The organism is Massilia niastensis DSM 21313, from assembly GCF_000382345.1.
GTDB lineage: Bacteria > Pseudomonadota > Gammaproteobacteria > Burkholderiales > Burkholderiaceae_D > Telluria > Telluria niastensis.
In genome coordinates this window covers 1-21,266 of sequence record NZ_KB908128.1, presented here as the reverse complement: position 1 = coordinate 21,266, position 21,266 = coordinate 1, and the positions used below count along the sequence as shown (strand labels likewise).

Genomic DNA, 21,266 nt, shown 5'->3' with positions numbered 1-21,266 from the left:
GCTTAGCGGTGCGTGATCAGGGAGTCGAGCGGCGGAAGCTGGCGCGGCTTGCGGTCCGGGCCGGTGGCGACGTAGGTGAGGGTCGCCTCGGTGACCTTGACCACCTCGGTCTGCAGGCGGTTGCGTTCCGCATACACCTCGACGCACACGGTGATCGAGGTATTGCCGACCTTGACGATGTCGGCATAGAAGGACAGCAGGTCGCCGACGAACACCGGGTTCTTGAACACGAAGGAGTTGACGGCGATGGTCGCCACGCGGCCGTTCGCGCGGCGGGTGGCCGGCAGCGAGCCGGCGATGTCGACCTGGGCCATGATCCAGCCGCCGAACACATCGCCGTACACGTTGGCGTCGGACGGAGCCGGCATGACGCGCAACTCCGGCATCTTTCCTGCCGGCAGTCGGGTGTGGGTGGTGCTTGCTGCGTTTTCTGGCGTGGTCATCTTGAATTCTCGGTAAAAGCTACAATCGTTCCGAATTGAACCATAAAACACGAAGCCCTGCCATGCGACGCTCTTCCGCAACATCCCTCCCCCCGCCAGACCTCAAGGGCGTGCCCCGCAACGACTGGGCCACCCTGCGCACGCTGTTCCCTTACCTGTGGGTGTACAAGTGGCGCGTGATGGCCGCCCTCGGCGCCCTGATCGGCGCCAAGATGGCCAACGTCGGCGTGCCGATGGTGCTCAAGCAACTCATCGACCAGCTGGCCATCGATCCTGCTCATCCGCATGCCCTGCTGGTGTTGCCGGTCGGCGCACTGATCGCCTACGGCCTGCTGCGCCTGTCGACCACCCTGTTCACCGAGCTGCGCGAATTCCTGTTCGCGCGCGTCACGCAGCGCGCCGTGCGCACCATTGCGCTCAAGGTGTTCCGCCACCTGCATGCGCTGTCGCTGCGCTTCCACCTGAACCGCCAGACCGGCGGCATGACGCGCGACATCGAGCGCGGCACGCGCGGCGTCAATTCGCTGATCTCGTATTCGCTGTTCAACGTGCTGCCGACCCTGGTCGAGATCACGCTGGTGCTGGGCTACCTGGCGCTGAACTACGACATCTGGTTCAGCGCCATCACGGCGGTGGCGCTGGCGGCCTATATCGCCTTCACCGTCATCGTCACCGAATGGCGCACCCACTTCCGGCGCACCATGAACGACCTCGATTCGAAGGCCAACACCAAGGCCATCGATTCGCTGCTCAACTACGAGACGGTCAAGTATTTCGGCAACGAAGACTACGAGGCGCGGCGCTACGACCAGGGCCTGCAGAGCTTCGAGAACGCCGCGGTGCGCTCCCAGACCTCGCTGTCGGTGCTCAACACCGGCCAGTCGCTGATCATCGCCACCGCCGTCACCCTGATCCTGTGGCGCGCGACCGAAGGCGTGATCGCGGGCACCATGACCCTGGGCGACCTGGTGCTGGTGAACGCCTTCATGATCCAGCTCTACATTCCGCTGAACTTCCTGGGCGTGATCTACCGCGAGATCAAGCAGAGCCTGGCGGACATGGAGCGCCTGTTCTCGCTGCTCGACCAGAACCGCGAAGTGGCCGACGGCGCGCACGCCCAGCCGCTGGTGGCGCGCGGCGCCCAGGTCGAGTTCTCGCATGTGGAATTCAGCTACGAAACCAAGCGCCAGATCCTGTTCGATGTCGATTTCACCATCCCGGCCGGCACCACGACGGCGGTGGTGGGCCACAGCGGCTCGGGCAAGTCGACCCTGTCGCGCCTGCTGTTCCGTTTCTATGACGTGAACGGCGGGGCGATCCGCATCGACGGCCAGGACCTGCGCGACGTCACCCAGCAGTCGCTGCGCGCGGCGATCGGCATCGTGCCGCAGGATACGGTGCTGTTCAACGACACCATCGAATACAACATCGCCTATGGCCGGCCGGGCGCGAGCCGCGAGGACATCGTGGCGGCGGCGCGCGCGGCCTCCATCCACGACTTCATCGAGAGCCTGCCGGATGGCTACCAGAGCATGGTGGGCGAGCGCGGCCTGAAGCTGTCGGGCGGCGAGAAGCAGCGGGTGGCGATCGCGCGCACCCTGCTCAAGAATCCGGCGATCCTGATCTTCGACGAGGCGACGTCGGCGCTGGACTCGAAGTCGGAGCAGGCGATCCAGGGGCAGCTGAAGGAGATCGCGAAGAACCGCACCACCCTGGTGATCGCGCACCGGCTGTCGACGATTGCGGATGCGCAGCAGATCATCGTGCTGGATCACGGGAAGATCGTGGAGCGGGGAACCCACCAGTCGCTGCTGATGGCGCGCGGGCTGTATGCCCAGATGTGGGAAAGGCAGCTTGCGCGGCCGGATGAGGAAGTGGCGTCGCCGCCGCTGGAGCTGCAGCAGGAATGAATGGGGAAGGGTGACATCGGTCCGCAGGCCGATGTCACCCCGGGGATCAGTACATGTAGAACATCCGCTGGATCTCTTTGGTGCTGCTGGTCCTGGTCAGCGCCAGCATCAGCAGGATGCGCGCCTTCTGCGGGCTGAGCGTATCCGACACCACGAAGTCGAGCTGGTCGTCATTCGCCTCGCCATTGCGCGCCACGATGCCCTGCCCGACGCGGCTCGAGCGCACGATGATCACGCCCTTTGCACGCGCCGCCACCAGCGCCGGCTTGGTGTTGGCCGGCAGGCTGCCATTGCCCACGCCGGCGTGCACCAGGCCCTTCGCGCCGGCGCCCACCAGCGCATTCACCGTCACCGCGCCCACATTCGCATAGGCATACGCCACGTCCACCTGCGGCAGCGCATCCAGCTTCGCAACGTCGAACTCGGTCTCGACCGTGTGCTTGCGCGTCACCTCGCGGTAGAAGAACGGCTTGCCGCCCTGGATGTAGCCGACCATGCCCAGCTCCGCCGCGCGGAAGGTGTCCGCGGTGGTGGTGTTCGACTTGGTCACGTCGCGCGCGGCATGGATCTGGTCGTTCATCGCGACTAGCACGCCCTTGCCGATCGCCGCCTGGCTGCCCGCCAGCTGCACCGCGTTGTACAGGTTGATCGGGCCGTCGGCCGACAGCGCGGTCGACGGGCGCATCGAGCCCACCAGCACCACCGGCTTCCTGCTCTTGACGACCAGGTTCAGGAAGTAGGCGGTTTCTTCGAGCGTGTCGGTGCCGTGGGTGATCACGATGCCGTCGACGTTAGGCTGGGCCAGCAGCACGTTGATGCGCTTGGCCAGCACCAGCCAGTGCTCGTTGCCCATGTTTTCGCTGGCGATCTGGAACACCTGCTCGCCGCTGACGTTGGCGACCCTGGCGATTTCCGGCACCGCCTGGATCAGCGCCTGCACGCCGACCGTGGCGGCGGTATAGCCCACCGTGGTGGTGCTGGTGGCGCCGGTGCCGGCGATGGTGCCGCCGGTGGCGAGGATGCTCACGTTCGGCAGTTTGGCGACGGCCTGGGTTTGGGCCTGGGCCGCCGTCGCCAGCAGGAACAGGAACCCGAACAGCGCGGCGCCCGCGCGTGCGGTTTTGTGGAACAGCATGGACTTCTCCTTAAACAGGGCGCGTTACAGCTTCTTGTAAACGACGCCATCCTTCATGACAAACTTGACCTGTTCCAGCTGCCTGATGTCGCGCAGCGGATCGCCCTCGACGGCGATGATGTCGGCGGCGTAGCCCGCCTCGACGGCGCCCAGGCGCTTCGGCTGGTCGAGCAGGGTGGCGGCGTGCACGGTGGCCGCGCGGATCGCGTCGATCGGCGTCATGCCGGCTTCCACCATGTAGCCGAACTCCTTGGCGTTGTTGCCGTGCGGGAACACGCCGGCGTCGGTGCCGAAGGCGATCTTCACGCCGGCCTTGTAGGCGCGCGCAAAGGTCGACTGCAGCTGCGGGCCGATGGCGGCGGCCTTCGGGCGCACCAGCGCCGAGTAGTAGTTCGGGTCCTTGGCCTTGTCGGCGACGTAGCGGCCGGCCGAGATGGTCGGCACGTACCAGCCGCCGCTCTTCTTGAACAGCGCCACGGCCTCGTCGTCCATCAGGGTGCCGTGTTCGATCGAGTCGACGCCGGCGCGCAGCGCGCGCTTCAGGCCTTCGGCGCCGTGCGCATGGGCGGCGACGCGGAAACCGTAGTCCTTGGCGGTGCTGACGATCGCGCGCAGCTCGTCCTCGGTGTACTGCGAGTTCTGGCCGCTGGCGGCCTGGCTCAGCACGCCGCCGGTGGCGGTGACCTTGATCAGGTCCGCGCCTTCCTTGTAGCGCGCGCGCACGGCCTGGCGGCCTGCTTCGGGGCTGTCGATCACGCCTTCCTCGGGGCCGGGCGTGCCGACCTTCTCGCTCAGGAAGTGCGACAGGTTGTTGGTCGGGTCGGCGTGGCCGCCGGTGGTGGCGAGCGACTTTCCGGCGGTGAACATGCGCGGGCCCGGGATCGCGCCGGCGGCGATGGCGCGCTTGAGCGAGACGTTCAGGCCATCCTGCGCGCCGAGGTCGCGCACGGTGGTGAAACCGGCCATCAGGGTGCGTTCGGCGTACCTGACCGAGCGGTAGGCCAGGTCGGCCGGATCGGCCGTCAGGCGGTCGCGGTAGGCGTCGACCACCGGCTGGGTTTCGCTGGTCAGGTGCACGTGCATGTCGATCAGGCCCGGCAGGCAGGAGTGGCGCGACAGGTCGATGTTGCCGGCAGCCTGGGTCAGCGGGCCGACCGACTTGATGACCCCATCCTCGATCACGATGCTGACCCGCTCGCGCCAGGCGCCGGTCTTCACGTCCAGCAGGCGGCCGCAGTCGACGGTCTGGGTGGCGGCGTGGGCGCCGGTCATGGCAAGCATCAGGCCTGCTGCATACAGCTGTTTCATGTCTCGCTCCTTATGAAAGCTTATAAAAAAGGCCCTCCATCGCTGGAAGGCCTTGGGTTGCATCCGGGCGCGGGTTAGCGCAGCGGTGCGACGGCGGGGTCCCGGGACGGTTCGCCCAGGTCACCTTCCCACTTGGCGACCACCGCGGTGGCGATGCCGTTGCCGATCACGTTGGTGGCCGAACGGGCCATGTCCAGGAAGTGGTCGATGCCCAGCAGGAGCAGCAGGCCGGCTTCCGGAATGTTGAACTGGGCCAGGGTGGCGGCGATCACGACCAGCGAGGCGCGCGGCACGCCGGCCATGCCCTTCGAGGTCAGCATCAGCACCAGCATCATGGTCAGCTGGGTCGACAGCGCCAGCTCGATGCCGTAGGCCTGGGCGATGAACACGGCCGCGAAGGTGCAGTACATCATCGAGCCGTCCAGGTTGAACGAATAGCCGATCGGCAGCACGAAGGAGGCCAGGCGGTTCTTGACGCCGAAGCGCTCCAGGCCTTCCAGGGTTTTCGGGAAGGCCGCTTCCGACGAGGCGGTCGAGAAGGCCAGCAGGGTCGGGCCGCGCAGTTCGGCGATCAGGTTCAGCACGCGCGGGCCGAGGAAGGCCATGCCGATCAGGATCAGCACGATCCACAGCAGGACGATGCCGAAGTAGAACTCGGCCATGAAGATGCCGTAGGTGGACAGCACGCCCAGGCCGCTCTTGGCGATGATGCCGGCGACGGCCGCGAACACGGCGATCGGCGCGAAGTTCATCACGTAGCCGGTCACCTTCAGCATGATGTGGGCGACGCCGTCGACCGCATCGATCAGCGGGGTGGCGCGGGCGCCCACGGCCGCCGCCGCGGTGCCGAAGAACAGCGAGAACACGACGATCTGCAGGATCTCGTTCTTGGCCATGCCGTCCACGATCGAGGACGGCACCAGGTGGGTGATGAATTCCTTCAGGGTCAGGCCCGAGGTGGTGATGCCCGACGAGGCGTCGACCGGCGGCAGCCCGCCAGCCAGGGCCATGGCGTCGCCCGGACGGAACAGGTTCACCAGGATCAGGCCCAGCGACAGCGAGATGATCGAAGCGATGACGAACCAGCCCAGCGCCTTGACGCCGATGCGGCCCACTTCCTTGGCGTCGCCCATCTTGGCGATGCCGACCACCAGGGTGGAGAACACCAGCGGCGCGATGATCATCTTGATCAGGCGGAGGAACAGCGTGGTAATCAGCGACATCGTGTCGGAGAACGACTTGGCCCCCTCCGGCGTCATATTGGCGTTCGCCAGGTAGCCGACGACGATGCCGACCACGAGCGCGATCAGGATATATGTAGTCAGACGGTTTCGATTGTTCATAAAGCTTCCTGTCTCGTGGACCTGTGCAAAGCCGGCGGCAACGGATGACGCTGTCGCTGGCGACGTATGTAGGCAAATTATTCGGGCAACACGCTGGCTTTACGAGGGAGAACGGCCAGTTCGTTCTGGTGGGTATGGCAAGTTTCGCAGTATCCTAGGCACTGATAATGCTGTCAAGCATGCTTGCACACGGATCAAGAGTGCGCGGCGAAGCGTAGACAAAACGGACAACAAATGATTGAAATCAGTAGAGTCAGCAAGTGGTATGGCGCTTTCCAGGTGCTGAGCGATTGCAGCACCCAGGTGGCGCGCGGCGATGTGGTGGTGGTGTGCGGTCCATCCGGATCGGGTAAGTCGACCCTGATCAAGACCGTCAACGGCCTGGAACCCTTCCAGCATGGCAGCGTGCGGGTGGACGGCATCGAAGTGGGGGACCCGAAGACCGACCTGTCGCGGCTGCGCGCGCGGATCGGCATGGTGTTCCAGAACTTCGAGCTGTTCCCGCACCTGTCGGTACGCGAGAATCTCACGCTGGCCCAGGTCAAGGTGCTGGGACGCAGCCTGGATGAGGCCACCGAACGCGGACTGGCCTACCTCGACCGGGTCGGCCTGCTGGCGCACAAGGACAAGTTCCCGGGCCGGCTCTCGGGCGGCCAGCAGCAGCGCGTGGCGATCGCGCGCGCCCTGTCGATGGACCCGGTGGCGATGCTGTTCGACGAACCGACTTCCGCGCTCGACCCGGAGATGATCGGCGAAGTGCTGGATGTGATGGTCGGGCTGGCGCAGGAAGGCATGACCATGATGGTGGTCACCCACGAGATGGGCTTTGCGCGCAAGGTGGCCGACCGTATCGTGTTCATGGACCACGGCAGCATCGTCGAGGACAGCCCGAAGGAGGCATTCTTCAACGCCCCGCGTTCGGAGCGAGCGCGCGATTTCCTGGCCCGGATCATCCACTGATCCGGCCCCGGCCCGGTCAGCCGTGGCCCTGGTTGTCGTCGCCGGCGTAGTATTCGTGCCCGTCGGTGATGACGTAGGAGTGGCGTAGTTCCACCACCTCGTCGCGGAAGCTGAGCGCGCGGCGGATGATGTGCAGCAGCGGCGTGCCTTCCGGGATGCCGAGCATCCGCGCGATGTCCGCGCTGGCGCCGCAGGCCTGCAGCCGTTCCTCGGTGCGCAGCACGCCGATGCCGAAGCTGTCCTGGTACAGCTGGTAGAGCGTGGTGCGGCGGTCGCGCACCTGGGCTTCGGTCATGTTGGGGAAGAACTGCTCCGGCAGCAGGATGTCGTCGATGATCACCGCCCGTCCGCCCAGGCTGAGCCGGTTGATGATGCGGAACAGTTTCGCGCCCTTCTTGACCCCGAGCCGCGCGGCGCCGTCGGCATCCGCCTTGTCCCGCGTCAGGCTGATGAATTCCACCTTCGGATATTCCTTGCGGCCATCCTGGGCGTAGATGTGGAAGAAGCCGAACATGTAGCGGTCCTGGCTGTGCGAGGCGACGAAGGTGCCGCGCCCCTGGTGCCGGATCAGGATATTCTCGGCGGTCAATTCGTCGACGGCCTTGCGCAAGGTGCCGACGCTGACGCCGAAACGCTCGCACAGGCGCTTTTCGGCCGGGATGATGTCGCCGGGCTTCCATTCGCCATCGCGCAGCGATTCCATGAGCTTGTGCTTGACTTCACGGTACAGCGGAAGGCCAAGGGCTACATCCGATCGAAAGATTTGTTGCATGTTGCCGCCAGAAGAATGAGGTGATGAGACATCATAGCGCATACGGCGTCATTACGCCGCAAAATAGATACAGATCACCTGATTGAATTGTGCGCTGCAGCGTAGGCTGTGTGCGGAGGACCTAGCGCAGCTTCGCAGCCATGTCCTGGCACAGGGCGACCAGGCTGGTCATGCCTTCGGTGCGGTACTTGTCCTTGTGCACCAGGATGTGGAAGGCGCGCGTGAGCTGGAGCCCGGGCGTCGGGATGCTCACCAGGTTGCCGCGCTCGACCGCGCCGATCAGGGCGATCTTCGGCAGGCAGGAAATGCCCATGCCGCTCTCGACCGCGCGCTTGATCGCCTCGGTGCCGCCCAGCTCCATCGTCACCCGGATGCCGCCCAGCTGGCTCATCAGCATCTGGTCCACCACCTCGCGCGTGCCGGAACCGCGTTCGCGCAGGATCCACTCGGCCTGGCGCAGCGCCTCCATGCTGGCGCCGCCCGGCTGGGCGATCGGGTGATCCGGCGCCGCGCAGATCGCCAGTTCGTCCGGGCGCCAGAAGCCCGCCTCGATGTCCGGATGCAGGCAGGGGCCCTCGACGAAGCCCAGATCGATCCCGAAATGCAGGACTGCGTTGATCACCTGTTGCGTATTTCCCACTTCGAGTTCGATGCGGCTGCCGGGCCGGCCGGCGCGGAAGCTGCCGATGATCTGCGGCAGCAGGTAGTTGCCGATCGTGGAACTGGCGCCCAGGCGCAGGTCGACCGCGCGGCCCGGCTGGCGAAACAGCCCTTCCATCTCGCGCGCGCGCTCGATCATTTCGACCGCCTTGGGATACAGCGCGCGCCCATCCTCATTCAGCGCGAGCCGCTTGCCGATGCGGTCGAACAGGCGCGTCCCCAGCTGGCCCTCGAACTCGGCCAGCGCCATGCTGGCGGCCGATTGCGTGACGCCGACCACGGCCGCCGCCTGGGTGACGCTGCCTTTCTGGGCGGTCGCCATGAAGATTTCGATTTGCCTGAGCGTGGTGCGCAGCATCGCTATATCAATTGAATTGATTAATTATATAAATATAACTCGTTTTTACTTATTTAGGCCCGGCGCTACCCTTGAGTCACAAATTCACACACACAAGGGGAGACAGAATGACCACCACACCGGGTACCCCGCTCCAGTTCGCCAGCGGGCTGGCATTGGCCGGCGCCATCGCGGCGGCCGCCATCTGGGGCGCCGGCCTGCCGGCCGTGCAGCAGATGGGCATCAGCGCGCTGACCCTGGCCATCCTGATCGGCATCCTCCTCGGCAATACCGTATTCGGACGCATCGCCCCGCACTGCGGCGGCGGCGTCGACTTCAGCAAGGCGCGCCTGCTGCGCCTGGGCATCATCCTGTACGGCTTCCGCATCACCTTCCAGCAGATCGGCGAGATCGGCTGGGCCGGCGTGGTGATCGACATCCTGATCATCGCCGTCACCTTCACGCTCGCGGTCCAGCTCGGCACCCGCGTGTTCGGGCTGGACAAACAGACCGCGATGCTGATCGGCGCCGGCAGTTCGATCTGCGGGGCGGCGGCGGTGATGGCGGCCGAGCCGGTGGTGCGCGGCCAGGCCCACAAGGTGTCGGTGGCGGTGGCGACCGTGGTCGTGTTCGGCACGCTCGGCATGTTCATCTATCCGCTGTTGTATCCCTACCTGCAGCTGTCCGAGCTGGGCTACGGCCTGTACGTCGGTTCCACCATCCACGAGGTGGCGCAGGTGGTGGTGGCGGGGAAGGCGGTCAGCGAGCAGGCCGCCTCGGCCGCGGTGATCGAGAAGATGCTGCGCGTGATGATGCTCGCGCCCTTCCTGGTGATCCTGAGCAGCCGCCTCGGCAACGAGGAAGGCGCAGCCAGCGGGAAGGGCAGCATCACGATTCCGTGGTTCGCGGTGCTGTTCATCGTCGCCAGCGGCGTCAACTCGCTCGGCGTGCTGCCGCCCGTGCTGGTGGAGTGGATCGTGGAGATCGATACCGTGCTGCTGGCGATGGCGATGGGCGCGCTCGGCCTGCGCACCCAGGCCGGCGCCATCCGCCAGGCGGGCCTGAAGCCGATCCTGCTGGCGAGCGTGCTGTTCCTGTTCCTGATGGTCGGCGGCTATGCCATCAACTGGGGAGTGACCGCGATTTTCTGATATGTGAAACCCCCAAAATTTTTGATTAACTCATATAAATGATCTGTTTGATTCGTTGACAAGACCCGGTTAGCATGCGTAAGGCCCAGCTGTTGAACACATCAATCAATGCAGCGGTAAGGAGGAGGCACATGAGAAGTTCGCTTTTTCGCAGTCTGTACTTCCAGGTAGTGGTGGCGCTGGTCGCCGGCGTAGCGGTCGGCCACTTTTATCCCGGTATCGCGACGGACCTCAAGCCGCTGGGCGACGCCTTCATCAACGGCATCAAGATGGTCATCACCCCGGTCATCTTCTGCACCATCGTGTGCGGGATCGCGGGGATGGAAAGCCTGAAGAAGGTGGGTAGCGTCGGCGGCAAGGCGCTGCTCTATTTCGAAATCATCACGACGGTCGCCCTGGTCATCGGCATGGTGGTCGCGAACCTCATGCAACCCGGCGCCGGCATCAATGCCGACCTCGCCTCGCTCGACCACGGCGCGGTGGCCCAGATTGCCCAGAAGGCGCAACCCCAGTCGACCGGCCAGTTCCTGGCGGCGATCATCCCATCCTCGGTGGTGGACGCCTTCGCCAAGGGCAACCTGCTGCAGGTACTGCTGTTCTCGATCCTGTTCGGCGTCAGCCTGTCGATCCTCGGCGAGCGTGGCGAAAAAGCGCGCGCCGTCATCGATGAATTCGGCAAGGCGCTGCTCGGCATCGTCGGCCTGGTGATGAAGCTCGCCCCGCTCGGTGCCTTCGGTGCGATGGCCTTCACGGTCGGCAAATTCGGCATCGGCACGCTGCAGCAGCTGGCGCTGCTGATCGCCTGCTACTACGCGACCACGCTCATCTTCATTGTCCTGGTGCTGGGGACGATCTCGCGCGCCGCCGGCGTCTCGCTGTGGAAGCTGATCCGCTACCTGAAGGAAGAGATGTTCATCGTGCTGGGCACGGCCAGCACCGAGTCGGTGCTGCCGCAGATGATGCAGAAGCTCGAGAAGCTGGGCATCGCGCGCTCGGTGGTGGGCATGGTGATCCCGACCGGCTATTCGTTCAACCTGGACGGCGCCGCGATCTATCTCACCATGACCTCGCTGTTCATCGCCCAGGCCCTGAACATCGACCTGAGCCTGTGGCAGCAGCTCGGCCTGCTGGCGATCCTGCTGGTGACCTCGAAGGGCGGCGCCGGCGTGGCGGGTGCGGCGCTGGTGGCGCTGGCCGCGACCCTGGCGTCGATGCCCCTGATCCCGGTGGCGGGCATCGCGCTGGTGATCGGCATCGACCGCCTGATGAACGAGATCCGGGCGATCACGAACCTGATCGGCAATGCGGTGGCGACGATCGTCGTGGCGCGCTGGGAAGGCGAGATGGACCTGGAGCAGGCGCGGCGCGTGCTCGATGGCGAAGAGATCGCCGACGAGGTGGAGTTGGGCAGCGATGCGATCGTGACGCCGCTGCCGGTCGTGGCGAAGGTGGCGATGTAGGCTGGTTTTCCGTTGAAGCTCCCGGTGCGGTGTTCCGCCGGTCAGGCGGAAGCCGCACCGGGAGTCTTTTTCATTAAAAGCGATGCCGCAGGCCCAGGCGCAGCGCGGTCTGGACGCCACCCGCAGCCTGCACCCCGCCGCCATAGACCGGATACGCGTCGTAGCCATTGTCGTTGGCGTACACGCCGCTCAGGTAGACATCGGACCGTTTGGAGAGCTTGTAGTCCAGCACCGCCACGAGCGCCTGCGCGTCGCCGACATCCAGGTTGCGGACCTGGTACTGGTAAGCGCCGCTCAGGTCGATGACCGGCGTCAGGCTCCAGGTCGCCCCGGCTTCGAACGTCCTTGCCCGTGCCGACGTCAGCGTGGCCTTGACGTCGGTGGCGATGCCCCAGAATTTCACCTGGCCGAGCACATGGCTTGCGCCGAATCCGCCGATGCGCGTGGAACCGCGGTCGGCGGCATCGCGGAGATGGGTGAAGGCCGCGCCCATGCTGAAGCCTCCCCTGGCATAGCCGGCGAGCCCGCTGACGGTGCGCCCCGCGGACGCATTGCCCGCCACTTCGCCCAGACCGACCATGAGCCCCGCGCTGAACCCGCCCATGTCATTGGTCTGGTACCTGATCGAATTGTTGCTGCGGTCGCCGACATAGATGTGGTTGTTCAGGATGCTGCGGTTGGCGGCGTCGGCATGCAGGCCCCATGCGAAGGAGCCTGCCGCGGAATTCGCCCCCATGGCATAGGCAACGCCGAGATTGCTCATGAAGTCGTACTGCCGGCCGATGCTCAGCGCGCCAAAGCGTTTGCTGCGGATGCCGAGGACCGCCTGGCGGCCGAAGATGGCGCCGTTCTGGCCCAGGGCGCCGGTATCGGCGCTGAAGCCCGTTTCGAGATTGAAGAACATGGCATTGCCGTCGCCGAGGTCTTCGCTGCCCCGAAAACCGAGGCGGCTGCTTTGGGCGATGCCGCTGTCCACCCGGAAGGTCGACTTGTCCGCGCCGGTTGCCGTGCCCGTGTTCGAAAAATAGCTCAGGCCCAGGTCGATCAGCCCGTAGACCGCCACCGTCTCGCCGGCAGACGCCACGCGGCATGTGGAAAGGCCAATGCATACCAGGATGCACGATAGTTTGAGATTCACTTGTTGTTCCTTCGTGTGAGATGCCGGTTCAGGCCATGGCGACGGCCAGGCCGCGCGCGACTTTCGCGACATTGCTGTCGTTGAGGCCCGCCATGCAGATGCGGCCACTCCGCACGAGATAGATGCCGAATTCCTTGCGCAGGAAATCCACCTGCTCCGGGCTCAGGCCCGTATAGCTGAACATGCCGCGCTGTGCGCTCAGGTAGCTGAAATCGCGGTGCGGCATGGTCTGCCCGAGTTCCAGCGCCAGCGCCTGGCGCATCGCCAGGATACGGGTGCGCATGGCCTCCACCTCGGCGCCCCAGAGCGCGCACAGTTCCGGATCGTCCAGCACCTCCGTGACCACGTGCGCACCGTGGGCCGGCGGACTGGAATAATTGCGGCGGACGGTGGCCTTGAGCTGCCCCAGGACGCGCGACGCCAGTTCGGCATCCTTGCAGACCACGGACAGGCCGCCCACGCGCTCGCCGTACAGCGAGAAGATCTTCGAGAACGAATTGGCCACCACGAAGCTCAGGCCGGACGAGGCCAGGGCCCGGATGGCGTAGGCATCCTCCTCGAGCCCGCCGCCGAATCCCTGGTAGGCGATATCGAGGAAGGCGATCAGGCCGCGCGTGCGCAGCACCTCGATCACCTGGTCCCACTGGTCCTTGCCGAGGTCGGATCCGGTCGGGTTATGGCAGCAGGGATGCAGCAGCACGATGCTCTGTGCGGGCAGCTTGTCGAGCGCGTCCAGCATGCCGGGGAAATCGACGCCCCGGGTCTGTGCGTCGAAGTAGGGATAGGTCCGGGTCTTGAAACCCGCGCCTTCGAAAATGGCGATGTGGTTGTCCCAGGTCGGATCGCTGACCCAGACGCCGGCATCGGGAAAAACGCGGTGCAGGAAATCGGCGCCCACTTTCAGGGCGCCGGAGCCGCCCAGCGTCTGGACGGTCGCCACCCGCCCCTCCAGCAGCGCCTGGCTGTCGGCGCCGAACAGCAGCGACTGCACGGCGGAGCGATACGGCTGCAAGCCTTCCATCGGCAGGTAGAGGCTCGGCGCGTCCCTGCGTGCGTCCAGCCGTGCATGGGCGCGGTTGACCGCCGCGAGTTGTGGAATGACGCCGTGCTCGTCGTAGTACATGCCGATGCTGAGGTTGACTTTGTCCGCGCGCGGGTCGTTCTGGAAGGCCTCCATCAAGGACAGGATGGGATCGCCGGGATACTGCTCGATATGGTTCAACATGGTTCTGGATCGCTAGGGTGAATGATGTGGGCGTGCCAAGGCTTGCCTGGTGACTCAGGCAAGGTAGCGGTTCGGTCTGTGGTTCATCGAGATGATGAGATTGATCAGGAAGGCGCCGGCGATCGATATCAGCAGCGCCGGCAGGGGCACGATCGACAGGGCCGCGATGACGATGCCGGTGTCCACCGCCATCTGGAATTTCCCCGCGCGGATGCCATAGCGGTCCTGCAGGTAGAGCGCCAGGATATTCACGCCGCCCAGGCTGGCGCGGTGGCGGAACAGGATGACGAAGCCCAGTCCGATCAATATGTTGCCCAGCAAGGCGGCATAGATCGCATCGATGCGTTCGATCTTGACGAAGTAGCTGTTGAGTTCAACGAACAGGGACAGCAGGCCCACTGCACAGAAGGTCTTCAGCACGAAGACCTTCCCCATGCGCTTGTATCCGAAATAGTAGAACGGCAGGTTCAACAGGAAGAGGGTGAGGCCGAAGCGCATGCCGGTGGCGTAATGCACCAGGAATGCGATACCGGAGATGCCGCCGGTGACCGCGTGCGCTTCCTTGAGCAGCAACAGCCCGAAACTGATGACGAGTGTCCCCATCGCCAGGGCCAGCGAATCTTCCAGCAGGCTGTGCGGGACCTTGGTGATGTGTTCTGTTGTCACGGTAGTGTTCATGCTGTCGTCGCCATGTCGTTGGTGGTGTCAGCGGCCGGCTCGGACCGGCGCCGCAGGCGAATCAGGGAAAAGGCCAGCGCCAGGGCGCCGATCCACAAGGGAATCAGCAATACGGCCTGCATGAAGTCGGCCGACAGGGCCATCACGGCGAGAATGCCGGCCATGAAGGCGAGGCACACGTAGTTCGTCAGCGGATACCCCCAGCTTGGATACGAGGTCGATGCGCCTTGGCTGCGCAGGGCGCGCCGGAATTTCAGGTGCGTGATGCTGATCATGGTCCAGTTGATGACCAGGGCGGACACCACCAGCATCATCAGCATGCCCAGGGCCTGTTTCGGGGCCAGGTAGTTGACCAGTACGCAGATCGCGGTCGCGGCGGCCGACAGCATCAAGGCGGCGACCGGCACGCCCCGCTTGTTGACGCGGGCGAACCGGCGCGGCGCCTTGTCCAGCAGGGCCAGGCCGAGGATCATGCGGCTATTGCAGTACACGCAGCTGTTGTAGACCGACAGCGCGGCGGTGAGAACGACGGCATTGAGCACATGGGCGATGTAGGGACTGTCCAGGGACTGGAACACCAGGACGAACGGGCTGCCGCCACGCTGCACTTCGTTCCAGGGATACAGCGACAGCAGGATGGCCAGCGCGCCCATGTAGAAGATCAGGATGCGATAGACGACCTGGTTGGTGGCGCGCGGGATGGTGGTTTCAGGCGATTCCGCTTCGGCCGCGGTAATGCCGATGAGCTCCAGCCCCCCGAACGAGAACATGATGACCGCCATCGCCATCACCAGGCCGCTGACGCCGTGAGGGAAGAAGCCGCCCAGTTGCCACAGGTTGGACACGCTGGCCTGGGGCCCGCCCTGGCCGGTCGCCAGCAGGTAGCTGCCGAAGGCGATCATGCTGACGATCGCGCCGACCTTGATGATGGAGAACCAGAATTCGGTTTCCGCGAACAGCTTCACATGCAGCAGGTTGATCCCGTTGACCAGCAAGAAGACGGCCAGGGCGGAGAGCCAGGTCGGCATGTCGGGATACCAGTACTGGATATAGATGCCGATGGCGGTGAGCTCCGCCATGCTGACCAGGACATACAGCGCCCAGTAATTCCAGCCCGCCAGGAAACCGGGAAATTCGCCCCAGTACTTGTTGGCGAAATGGACAAAGGAACCGGCTACCGGTTCGGAAACGACCATCTCTCCCAGCTGCCGCATGATGAAGAAGGCGATCAGCCCTGCCAGGCCGTACCCCAGGATGACCGAGGGTCCTGCAAGCTCGATCGTCTGCGCGATGCCCAGGAACAGGCCGGTACCGACAGCGCCGCCGAGGGCGATGAGCTGGATATGCCGGTTACTGAGCTGCCGTTTCAGCGCCGGCTCGGGCGGTGGTGTTTTGCTTTCCATGTCGTGCACGTCTTTCGTTAAACGAGGTATGTGCACGAACTATGCAATTTGTATGCCACTGCGCACGAAACCATCGCCTGCAGGGGAAAGGGCTCACGAAAGACGCAGGCAGTGCATGAGCTGCCCCGCGTTGGTGCATTCCGCTCACTTGTTTTGTGCGTTTGATGCGCAGATTTTGCACGGGATGTGCGATTTGATGGGTATATTTGCGTATATTTGGCTCACTCGCCGGTTTTCCGGCGTCGCCCGGCATTGGCACGGTTCTCGCTTGGCAGAAACCTGGAACCACCATCCTTTCACCTGCACCCATGGCCACCAATGACTAACTCTGCCACCGCCGCCCGCATTGCCTCACTTATCCTCCTCGCCTGCTCCGCCGGCCTGAGCTCCGCGCAATCCATCCTGTCGGAGGAAGAAGTCCAGTCCGCCGCGAAGAGGACGTATCCGGAGTACTTCAAGCTGTTGTCCATGCCGGCGGATGCCGCCCATATGCAGGATATCCAGCGCAACGTCGACTGGCTCGAGAAGGCATTTGCCAGCCGCGGATTCCGTACCCGGCAGCTGGCCAACAACGGGCGCCCCCTGTTGTTCGCCGAATTCGGGCCGGCACGGAAAAGCAGGAAGACGATCCTCGTCTACATGCACCTCGACGCCCAGCCCGCGCCGCCTGCGGGATGGCATACCGATCCCTGGACGCCCACGCTGCGCAAGCGTGATGGCGACGGCGCCTGGCAGACCATCTCCAGCGATCTCCTGGCCACGGGACCGGTCGATCCCGAGTGGCGGGTATTCGCGCGGGCGGCCTCGGATGACAAGGGCCCCATCATGATGTTCCTGGCGGCGATCGATGCCCTGAAGGGCAAGCACATCGACCCGGCGGTGAATGTGAAAGTCCTGCTCGACTCCGAGGAGGAAAAAGGCTCGCCTTCACTGCATACCGTCATGGAAGCGCACAAGGACATCCTGCGAAGCGACGGCATCGTCGTCTACGACGGCGGCAGGGCTTCCACTGAAAAGCCGAGCATCAACTTCGGCAACCGGGGATCGATCCAGCTCAACCTGACGGTGTTCGGGACCAGGACGGACCAGCACAGCGGCTTGTATGGCAACATCGCGCCAAACGCCGCCTTGCGCCTTGCCAGGCTGGTCGCCGGCATGAAGGACGAGCAGGGAAAGGTGATCATTCCGGGTTTCTATGAAGGCATCCACATCAGCGACGCCGACCAACAGGCGATGAAGGCCCACGTTCCCGCCGCCGGCGTGCTGGAAAAGCGCCTGGGCGTCGCCGGGCTGGATAGCGTGGCGCCGAATGTCATCGAGGCTTTGCAGTATCCTTCCCTGGATGTGCTGTGGATAGGGTCCGGCGTGGTCGGTTCCTCGGGCGTCAACTCGATCCCGGCCGTCGCGACGGCGAGCTTCAACGTCCGTACGGTTCCCGAAACGCCGCCTGAGCGGGTGTTCGGCTTGCTGAAGGACTACGTCGCTTCCCATGGCTACCATGTCGTCCAGGGCGAGGCGCCGACCGAAGAAGAACGGGCCGCATTTCCCCGGATGGCGAAACTGACGATGATGGCCTATCCGAGCACGCAAGTCGGGTTCCGGGAACCGATGGATTCGCCTTTCTCCAGGTGGGCGATCGCAGGCGTCAGGACAGCCACGCAGCGTGAGCCGGACCTGTATCGCATGGGTGGCTCCACGCTGCCGATGGGCGGTGCGGTGACGGTGCTCAAGACCCCTTACCTGGTCGTCCCGCTGATCAATGCGGACAGCAACCAGCATGGGGCCAATGAAAATCTCCGGCTCGGGAATTACATGGAAGGCATACGCAGCATTGCTTCCATGCTGACCACCCCCTGGAAACAATAAAAAGGAAAAGATATGGCGTCAAATTCGCTGGATGACTACGACAAGGAATTACTCAGGCTCTTGCGGGACAATGGCCGGCTGCTCAACCAGGAATTGTCCGACATCGTCGGCCTGTCTTCCTCGCAGTGTTCGCGCAGGCGCATCGCCCTCGAGCAGGACGGATATATTCTCGGCTACCATGCCCAGCTTTCTCCCAAGGGAGACGGGACCCCGGTACTCGGACTCATCGAAGTGGGCCTGGCCCGCCATTCGAGCGACGCCAACGATGCCTTCCTGCGCCTGGTCCGCGAGGAGCCGCTGATCCGCGACGTGTACAAACTGACGGGAAGCTATGACTACCTGATGAAGGTGGCTGTCGAAGGGCTGCCCGAGTTGAACGGCCTGATCAATCGTCTGGCGGCCTTGCGGGATTGCATAGCCACCTTGCGGACTTCCGTGGTCCTGGAGCGTATCAAGGAGAACGGCGTGCTGATGCCGGCGCCATGAATCGACTACTTGCCGGTCCCGGGTGCGATGGGCGTGGTCAGCTTGGTATCGTCGGTATCGACCACGAACACCGCCAGCACCTTGGCAGGCTCCGTCTTGCTGGCGTTGGCGCTGACATCGTGGCGGTCACCCGGCATCTCGGTGAAATTCTGGCCTTTGGTAAAGGTGCGGACAGGACCGCCATTGAGCTGGTTCAAGACCGATCCTTCCAGCACCGATGCATAGATCAGGGCCGACTTCGCATGCGTATGCGCCGGATTCACCGCGCCGGGTCCATATTCGACCAGGATCCCTTTCAGGCTCTTGTTCGGCATGCCAGGAATTTTTTGTTCGTAGACGAGCGTGATCTTCGCACTCTTGGGCTCCTGCGCGTTGGCCCAGCTCATCTGGAACGGCAGGGTGGCGAGCACCAGGGCGGCAAGCAGGTTGTTCATCGTGGTCACCTTCATTCGCGAGCGGTTGGGAATCAGTGTTTCTGCCAGGTCGACAGGTCGATACGTCCAAGTCGCGCGTCGGACAGGGGAACGAGCGACAGTTCGCCGACTTTGCCGCCGAAATACAAGGCAGCGTCATCGCGTTCGACCGTGCGTGCATCATCGAGCCCCTGCAGGTAGCGGCGTACGATCTCGTCGAACGGCGCGCGTTCGGGACCGGCGATGTCCACGATGCCGTTGCGCGGCGCTTCCAGCGCAATCGCGGCCAGCAGTTCGGCGACATCGTCGGCTGCGATCGGCTGGAACTGGCCACCCGCGAATTTCGCGACATTGCCGACCGTGTTCGCATCCGCAATGCCTTTCAGGAATTCGAAGAACTGGGTCGAGCGCACGATGGTGTAGGGAAGGCCGGCCTTGGCGACCATGTCTTCCTGGACCAGCTTCGCACGGAAATAGCCGTTATCGGGCATCCGATCCGTTCCCACGATGGACAGCACCACGTGGTGACCTACGCCCGCCTTGCGTTCCGCCTCGAGCAGGTTCCTGCCCGAGGTCTCGAAGAATGCGCGCACCACATCCGGATCGAAGGACGGCGCATTCGACGTGTCGATCACCACCTCGGCGCCGTCGAGCGCCTGCGCCAGGCCTTCGCCGGTCAGGGTGTTCACGCCGGTGCTGGGCCCGGCCGCCAGCACCGCATGCGCGCCAGCCTGTAAACGCGCGACGGTCTTGGCGCCGATCAATCCGGTGCCGCCGATGACAACGATTTTCATGGCTTTCATTGCGGTCTCCTGGTGAGGCAGCAATTTTCCTTGAAAGTCGAACAGGGGCGCTTCTCTCCTATTCCATACCGTCGACGGCCGGACTTCCAGTCGGGCGGGATGGAATGCGCCGGCGCTATCGGATGTTGCGCAAGACCAGGCTGGCGCCGCCCACGATGAGCACCGCCCAGATCGCCTGCACGACCCGTGCCGCCGGCAGCCGGCTATGCAGGTAGTTGCCCAGATAGAGCCCGGCCAGCGCGCAAGGCAGCAGGAAGGCCGCCAGCATCGGCAGCGATTCCTGCCCATACAGCCCGGCGCTGGAAAACATCGCCAGCCGCGACAGGCCGCTGATGAAGATGAGGGAGCTGATCGTCGCGCGCAGCACCAGCTTGTCGTCCAGGCGGCGCGCCAGGTAGATGGTGTAGATCGGCCCGCCGGTGCCGAACAGGGCGGTGAATACGCCGCCGGTGATTCCGAGCGGCATCGACCAGCGGCTGCTGATCTGCCGCACCTCGGGCCGCAGCAGCAGGCTCCAGGCGCAGTAGGCGAGGATGAAGATGCCGAGGGTGAGCAGCAGCAGGCGCTCGGGCGCCTTGACCAGGGCGAACAGGCCGATGCTCATCCCGACCAGCATGAAGGGAACCAGGCGCAGCAGTTCCTTGCGGTCGACCACGCGCCGGTTCTTCAGGCCCAGCAGCAGCCCCGCCGCCAGGTCGAAGACCAGCATCAGCGGGACCGCCATGCGCAGCGGGATCAGCAGGACCAGCAAGGGCATCGCCGTGATCGCGGAGCCGAAGCCGGTCAGGCCGAACACCGTGTACGCAAGGAGGATGATCAGCGCCAGCAGCGCGATGGTGTCGAAGCCGAATGCCATCGCGCTACGCCGCTTGCCCCGGGCTCAGGCGCCGGCCAGCGCTGCGAGCTGCTCGAGCAGCGCCGGCGCGACCTCGATGCCGTCGCGCTCCGCGTCGCGGGCGAGCATCTGGCGCCGCTGGCCCGGCAGGCGCACGTCGGGATCGAGCAGCATGGCCGAGACCAGGGTCTCGATGCGCTCGTCGAACACCTCGCCGCCCGCCAGCGCGCCCGGGTCGATCACCAGGAAGGCCTGGCCGATGCGCGGCCGGTTGCCTTCGTCGGTGAAGAAGGAATCGGCCTCGAAGCCGTAGGCCGCGCCGGTCAGGGCGCAGCACAGCAGCTCGACGATCAGCGCCAGCATCGCGCCTTTCACGCCGCCCGCCGGCAGCATCATGCCTTCCAAGCCCGCCTTCGGATCGGTGGTCGGATTGCCTTCCTTGTCGAGCGCCCAGCCCTCGGGAATCGTCTTGCCCTGCTTGGCCGCCACCATCAGCTTGCCGCGCGCGACCTCGGACAGCGACAGGTCGATCACCAAGGGAGGCCCGGCGCGGCGCGGGAACACGGCGGCGATCGGGTTGGTGCCGAACAGAGCGCGCTTGCCGCCCCAGGCCGGCATCGCGGCCGGCGAGTTGCCGAAGGCGATACCGACCATCCCGGCCGCCGCCACCGGCTCCAGGTGGTAGGCCGCGGCGCCGAAATGGTGGCTGTTGGTGACGCCGGCGAAGGCGGCGCCGGTCTCGCCCGCGCTGCGGATCGCTTCGCGCACCGCTAGCGCGCAGGCAGGGAAGGCCAGGCCTTCCTGAGCGTCGACCAGCAGCGCGGCCGGTTTCCTCTGCTGCACGCGCGGCCTGGCTTCGCCGTTGACGCGGCCGCAGCGCAGGTGGCCGGCGTACTGGGCGACGCGCGACAGGCCGTGCGAAGCCAGTCCCTGGGCCTCG

The 21,266-nt window shown here is 64.8% G+C and carries 20 protein-coding genes; 6 read left to right on the top strand and 14 right to left on the bottom strand.

Annotated features, from left to right (window positions below; genetic code table 11):
• Positions 1–2 precede the first annotated feature (2 nt).
• Positions 3–443: an acyl-CoA thioesterase gene (locus H162_RS0123540; protein ID WP_026355001.1), complete on the bottom strand. Its 441-nt coding sequence runs from the start codon at positions 441–443 to the stop codon at positions 3–5.
• 62 nt (positions 444–505) lie between these two features.
• Between H162_RS0123540 and H162_RS0123535 the strand changes: the two genes are divergently transcribed.
• The gene (locus tag H162_RS0123535) at positions 506–2,353 is read left to right on the top strand and encodes an ABCB family ABC transporter ATP-binding protein/permease (protein ID WP_026355000.1); all 1,848 of its coding nucleotides are present in this window, start codon (positions 506–508) and stop codon (positions 2,351–2,353) included.
• Positions 2,354–2,399: 46 nt separating this feature from the next.
• Here the strand turns inward: H162_RS0123535 and H162_RS0123530 are convergent, their stop codons facing one another.
• From H162_RS0123530 to H162_RS0123520, 3 genes are all read right to left on the bottom strand, one after another.
• Positions 2,400–3,488, bottom strand: a complete 1,089-nt coding sequence (locus tag H162_RS0123530) for a type II asparaginase (protein ID WP_020655945.1) — start codon at positions 3,486–3,488, stop codon at positions 2,400–2,402.
• Between the two features lie 24 nt (positions 3,489–3,512).
• On the bottom strand, positions 3,513–4,796 hold the full coding sequence (locus H162_RS0123525) for a metal-dependent hydrolase family protein (RefSeq protein WP_020655944.1): 1,284 nt from the start codon (positions 4,794–4,796) through the stop codon (positions 3,513–3,515).
• Between the two features lie 74 nt (positions 4,797–4,870).
• Positions 4,871–6,139 carry a dicarboxylate/amino acid:cation symporter gene (locus H162_RS0123520; RefSeq protein WP_020655943.1) on the bottom strand — a complete coding sequence of 423 codons (1,269 nt, stop codon included), beginning with the start codon at positions 6,137–6,139 and terminating at the stop codon, positions 4,871–4,873.
• A 234-nt stretch (positions 6,140–6,373) separates the two neighbouring features.
• Between H162_RS0123520 and H162_RS0123515 the strand changes: the two genes are divergently transcribed.
• Complete coding sequence (locus H162_RS0123515) at positions 6,374–7,099, top strand: amino acid ABC transporter ATP-binding protein (protein ID WP_020655942.1); 726 nt, start codon at positions 6,374–6,376, stop codon at positions 7,097–7,099.
• 16 nt (positions 7,100–7,115) lie between these two features.
• Here the strand turns inward: H162_RS0123515 and H162_RS0123510 are convergent, their stop codons facing one another.
• Positions 7,116–7,871 (bottom strand): GntR family transcriptional regulator, encoded by a 756-nt coding sequence (locus tag H162_RS0123510; protein ID WP_026354999.1) that lies wholly within the window; start codon positions 7,869–7,871, stop codon positions 7,116–7,118.
• Positions 7,872–7,992: 121 nt separating this feature from the next.
• Positions 7,993–8,889 carry a LysR family transcriptional regulator gene (locus tag H162_RS0123505; protein WP_020655940.1) on the bottom strand — a complete coding sequence of 299 codons (897 nt, stop codon included), beginning with the start codon at positions 8,887–8,889 and terminating at the stop codon, positions 7,993–7,995.
• A gap of 107 nt (positions 8,890–8,996) precedes the next feature.
• On the opposite strand from H162_RS0123505, the gene H162_RS0123500 reads away from it, so the two are divergent.
• On the top strand, positions 8,997–10,019 hold the full coding sequence (locus tag H162_RS0123500) for a YeiH family protein (protein WP_020655939.1): 1,023 nt from the start codon (positions 8,997–8,999) through the stop codon (positions 10,017–10,019).
• 131 nt (positions 10,020–10,150) lie between these two features.
• A complete protein-coding gene (dctA, locus tag H162_RS0123495; RefSeq protein ID WP_026354997.1) occupies positions 10,151–11,479 on the top strand; it encodes a C4-dicarboxylate transporter DctA in 1,329 nt (442 codons plus the stop codon).
• 73 nt (positions 11,480–11,552) lie between these two features.
• On the opposite strand, the gene H162_RS0123490 is transcribed toward dctA, so the two are convergent.
• The 4 genes from H162_RS0123490 to H162_RS0123475 form a co-directional block, all read right to left on the bottom strand.
• Positions 11,553–12,563, bottom strand: a complete 1,011-nt coding sequence (locus tag H162_RS0123490; RefSeq protein WP_020655937.1) for a porin — start codon at positions 12,561–12,563, stop codon at positions 11,553–11,555.
• Positions 12,564–12,645: 82 nt separating this feature from the next.
• On the bottom strand, positions 12,646–13,842 hold the full coding sequence (locus tag H162_RS0123485; RefSeq protein WP_020655936.1) for an amino acid aminotransferase: 1,197 nt from the start codon (positions 13,840–13,842) through the stop codon (positions 12,646–12,648).
• Positions 13,843–13,896: 54 nt separating this feature from the next.
• Entirely contained in the window at positions 13,897–14,520 is a 624-nt protein-coding gene (locus H162_RS0123480) for a YitT family protein (protein WP_020655935.1), read from the bottom strand.
• Complete coding sequence (locus tag H162_RS0123475) at positions 14,517–15,923, bottom strand: amino acid permease (protein ID WP_020655934.1); 1,407 nt, start codon at positions 15,921–15,923, stop codon at positions 14,517–14,519. The genes H162_RS0123480 and H162_RS0123475 overlap by 4 nt, the downstream gene beginning before the upstream one ends.
• 252 nt (positions 15,924–16,175) lie before the next feature.
• Here H162_RS0123475 and H162_RS0123470 point away from each other — a divergent pair, with 252 nt between their 5' ends.
• Together H162_RS0123470 and H162_RS0123465 are read left to right on the top strand one after the other, a co-directional pair.
• Positions 16,176–17,789 carry a M20/M25/M40 family metallo-hydrolase gene (locus H162_RS0123470; RefSeq protein WP_211223741.1) on the top strand — a complete coding sequence of 538 codons (1,614 nt, stop codon included), beginning with the start codon at positions 16,176–16,178 and terminating at the stop codon, positions 17,787–17,789.
• A gap of 12 nt (positions 17,790–17,801) precedes the next feature.
• Entirely contained in the window at positions 17,802–18,275 is a 474-nt protein-coding gene (locus H162_RS0123465) for an Lrp/AsnC family transcriptional regulator (RefSeq protein WP_020655931.1), read from the top strand.
• 5 nt (positions 18,276–18,280) lie between these two features.
• Here the strand turns inward: H162_RS0123465 and H162_RS0123460 are convergent, their stop codons facing one another.
• The 4 genes from H162_RS0123460 to H162_RS0123445 form a co-directional block, all read right to left on the bottom strand.
• Positions 18,281–18,709: a cupin domain-containing protein gene (locus H162_RS0123460; RefSeq protein WP_026354994.1), complete on the bottom strand. Its 429-nt coding sequence runs from the start codon at positions 18,707–18,709 to the stop codon at positions 18,281–18,283.
• Between the two features lie 32 nt (positions 18,710–18,741).
• A complete protein-coding gene (locus H162_RS0123455; RefSeq protein WP_026354993.1) occupies positions 18,742–19,482 on the bottom strand; it encodes an SDR family oxidoreductase in 741 nt (246 codons plus the stop codon).
• 124 nt (positions 19,483–19,606) lie between these two features.
• The gene (locus H162_RS0123450; RefSeq protein WP_020655928.1) at positions 19,607–20,347 is read right to left on the bottom strand and encodes a sulfite exporter TauE/SafE family protein; all 741 of its coding nucleotides are present in this window, start codon (positions 20,345–20,347) and stop codon (positions 19,607–19,609) included.
• Positions 20,348–20,371: 24 nt separating this feature from the next.
• On the bottom strand, positions 20,372–21,266 hold an 895-nt coding region (locus H162_RS0123445), incomplete at its 5' end, for an Ldh family oxidoreductase (protein WP_020655927.1).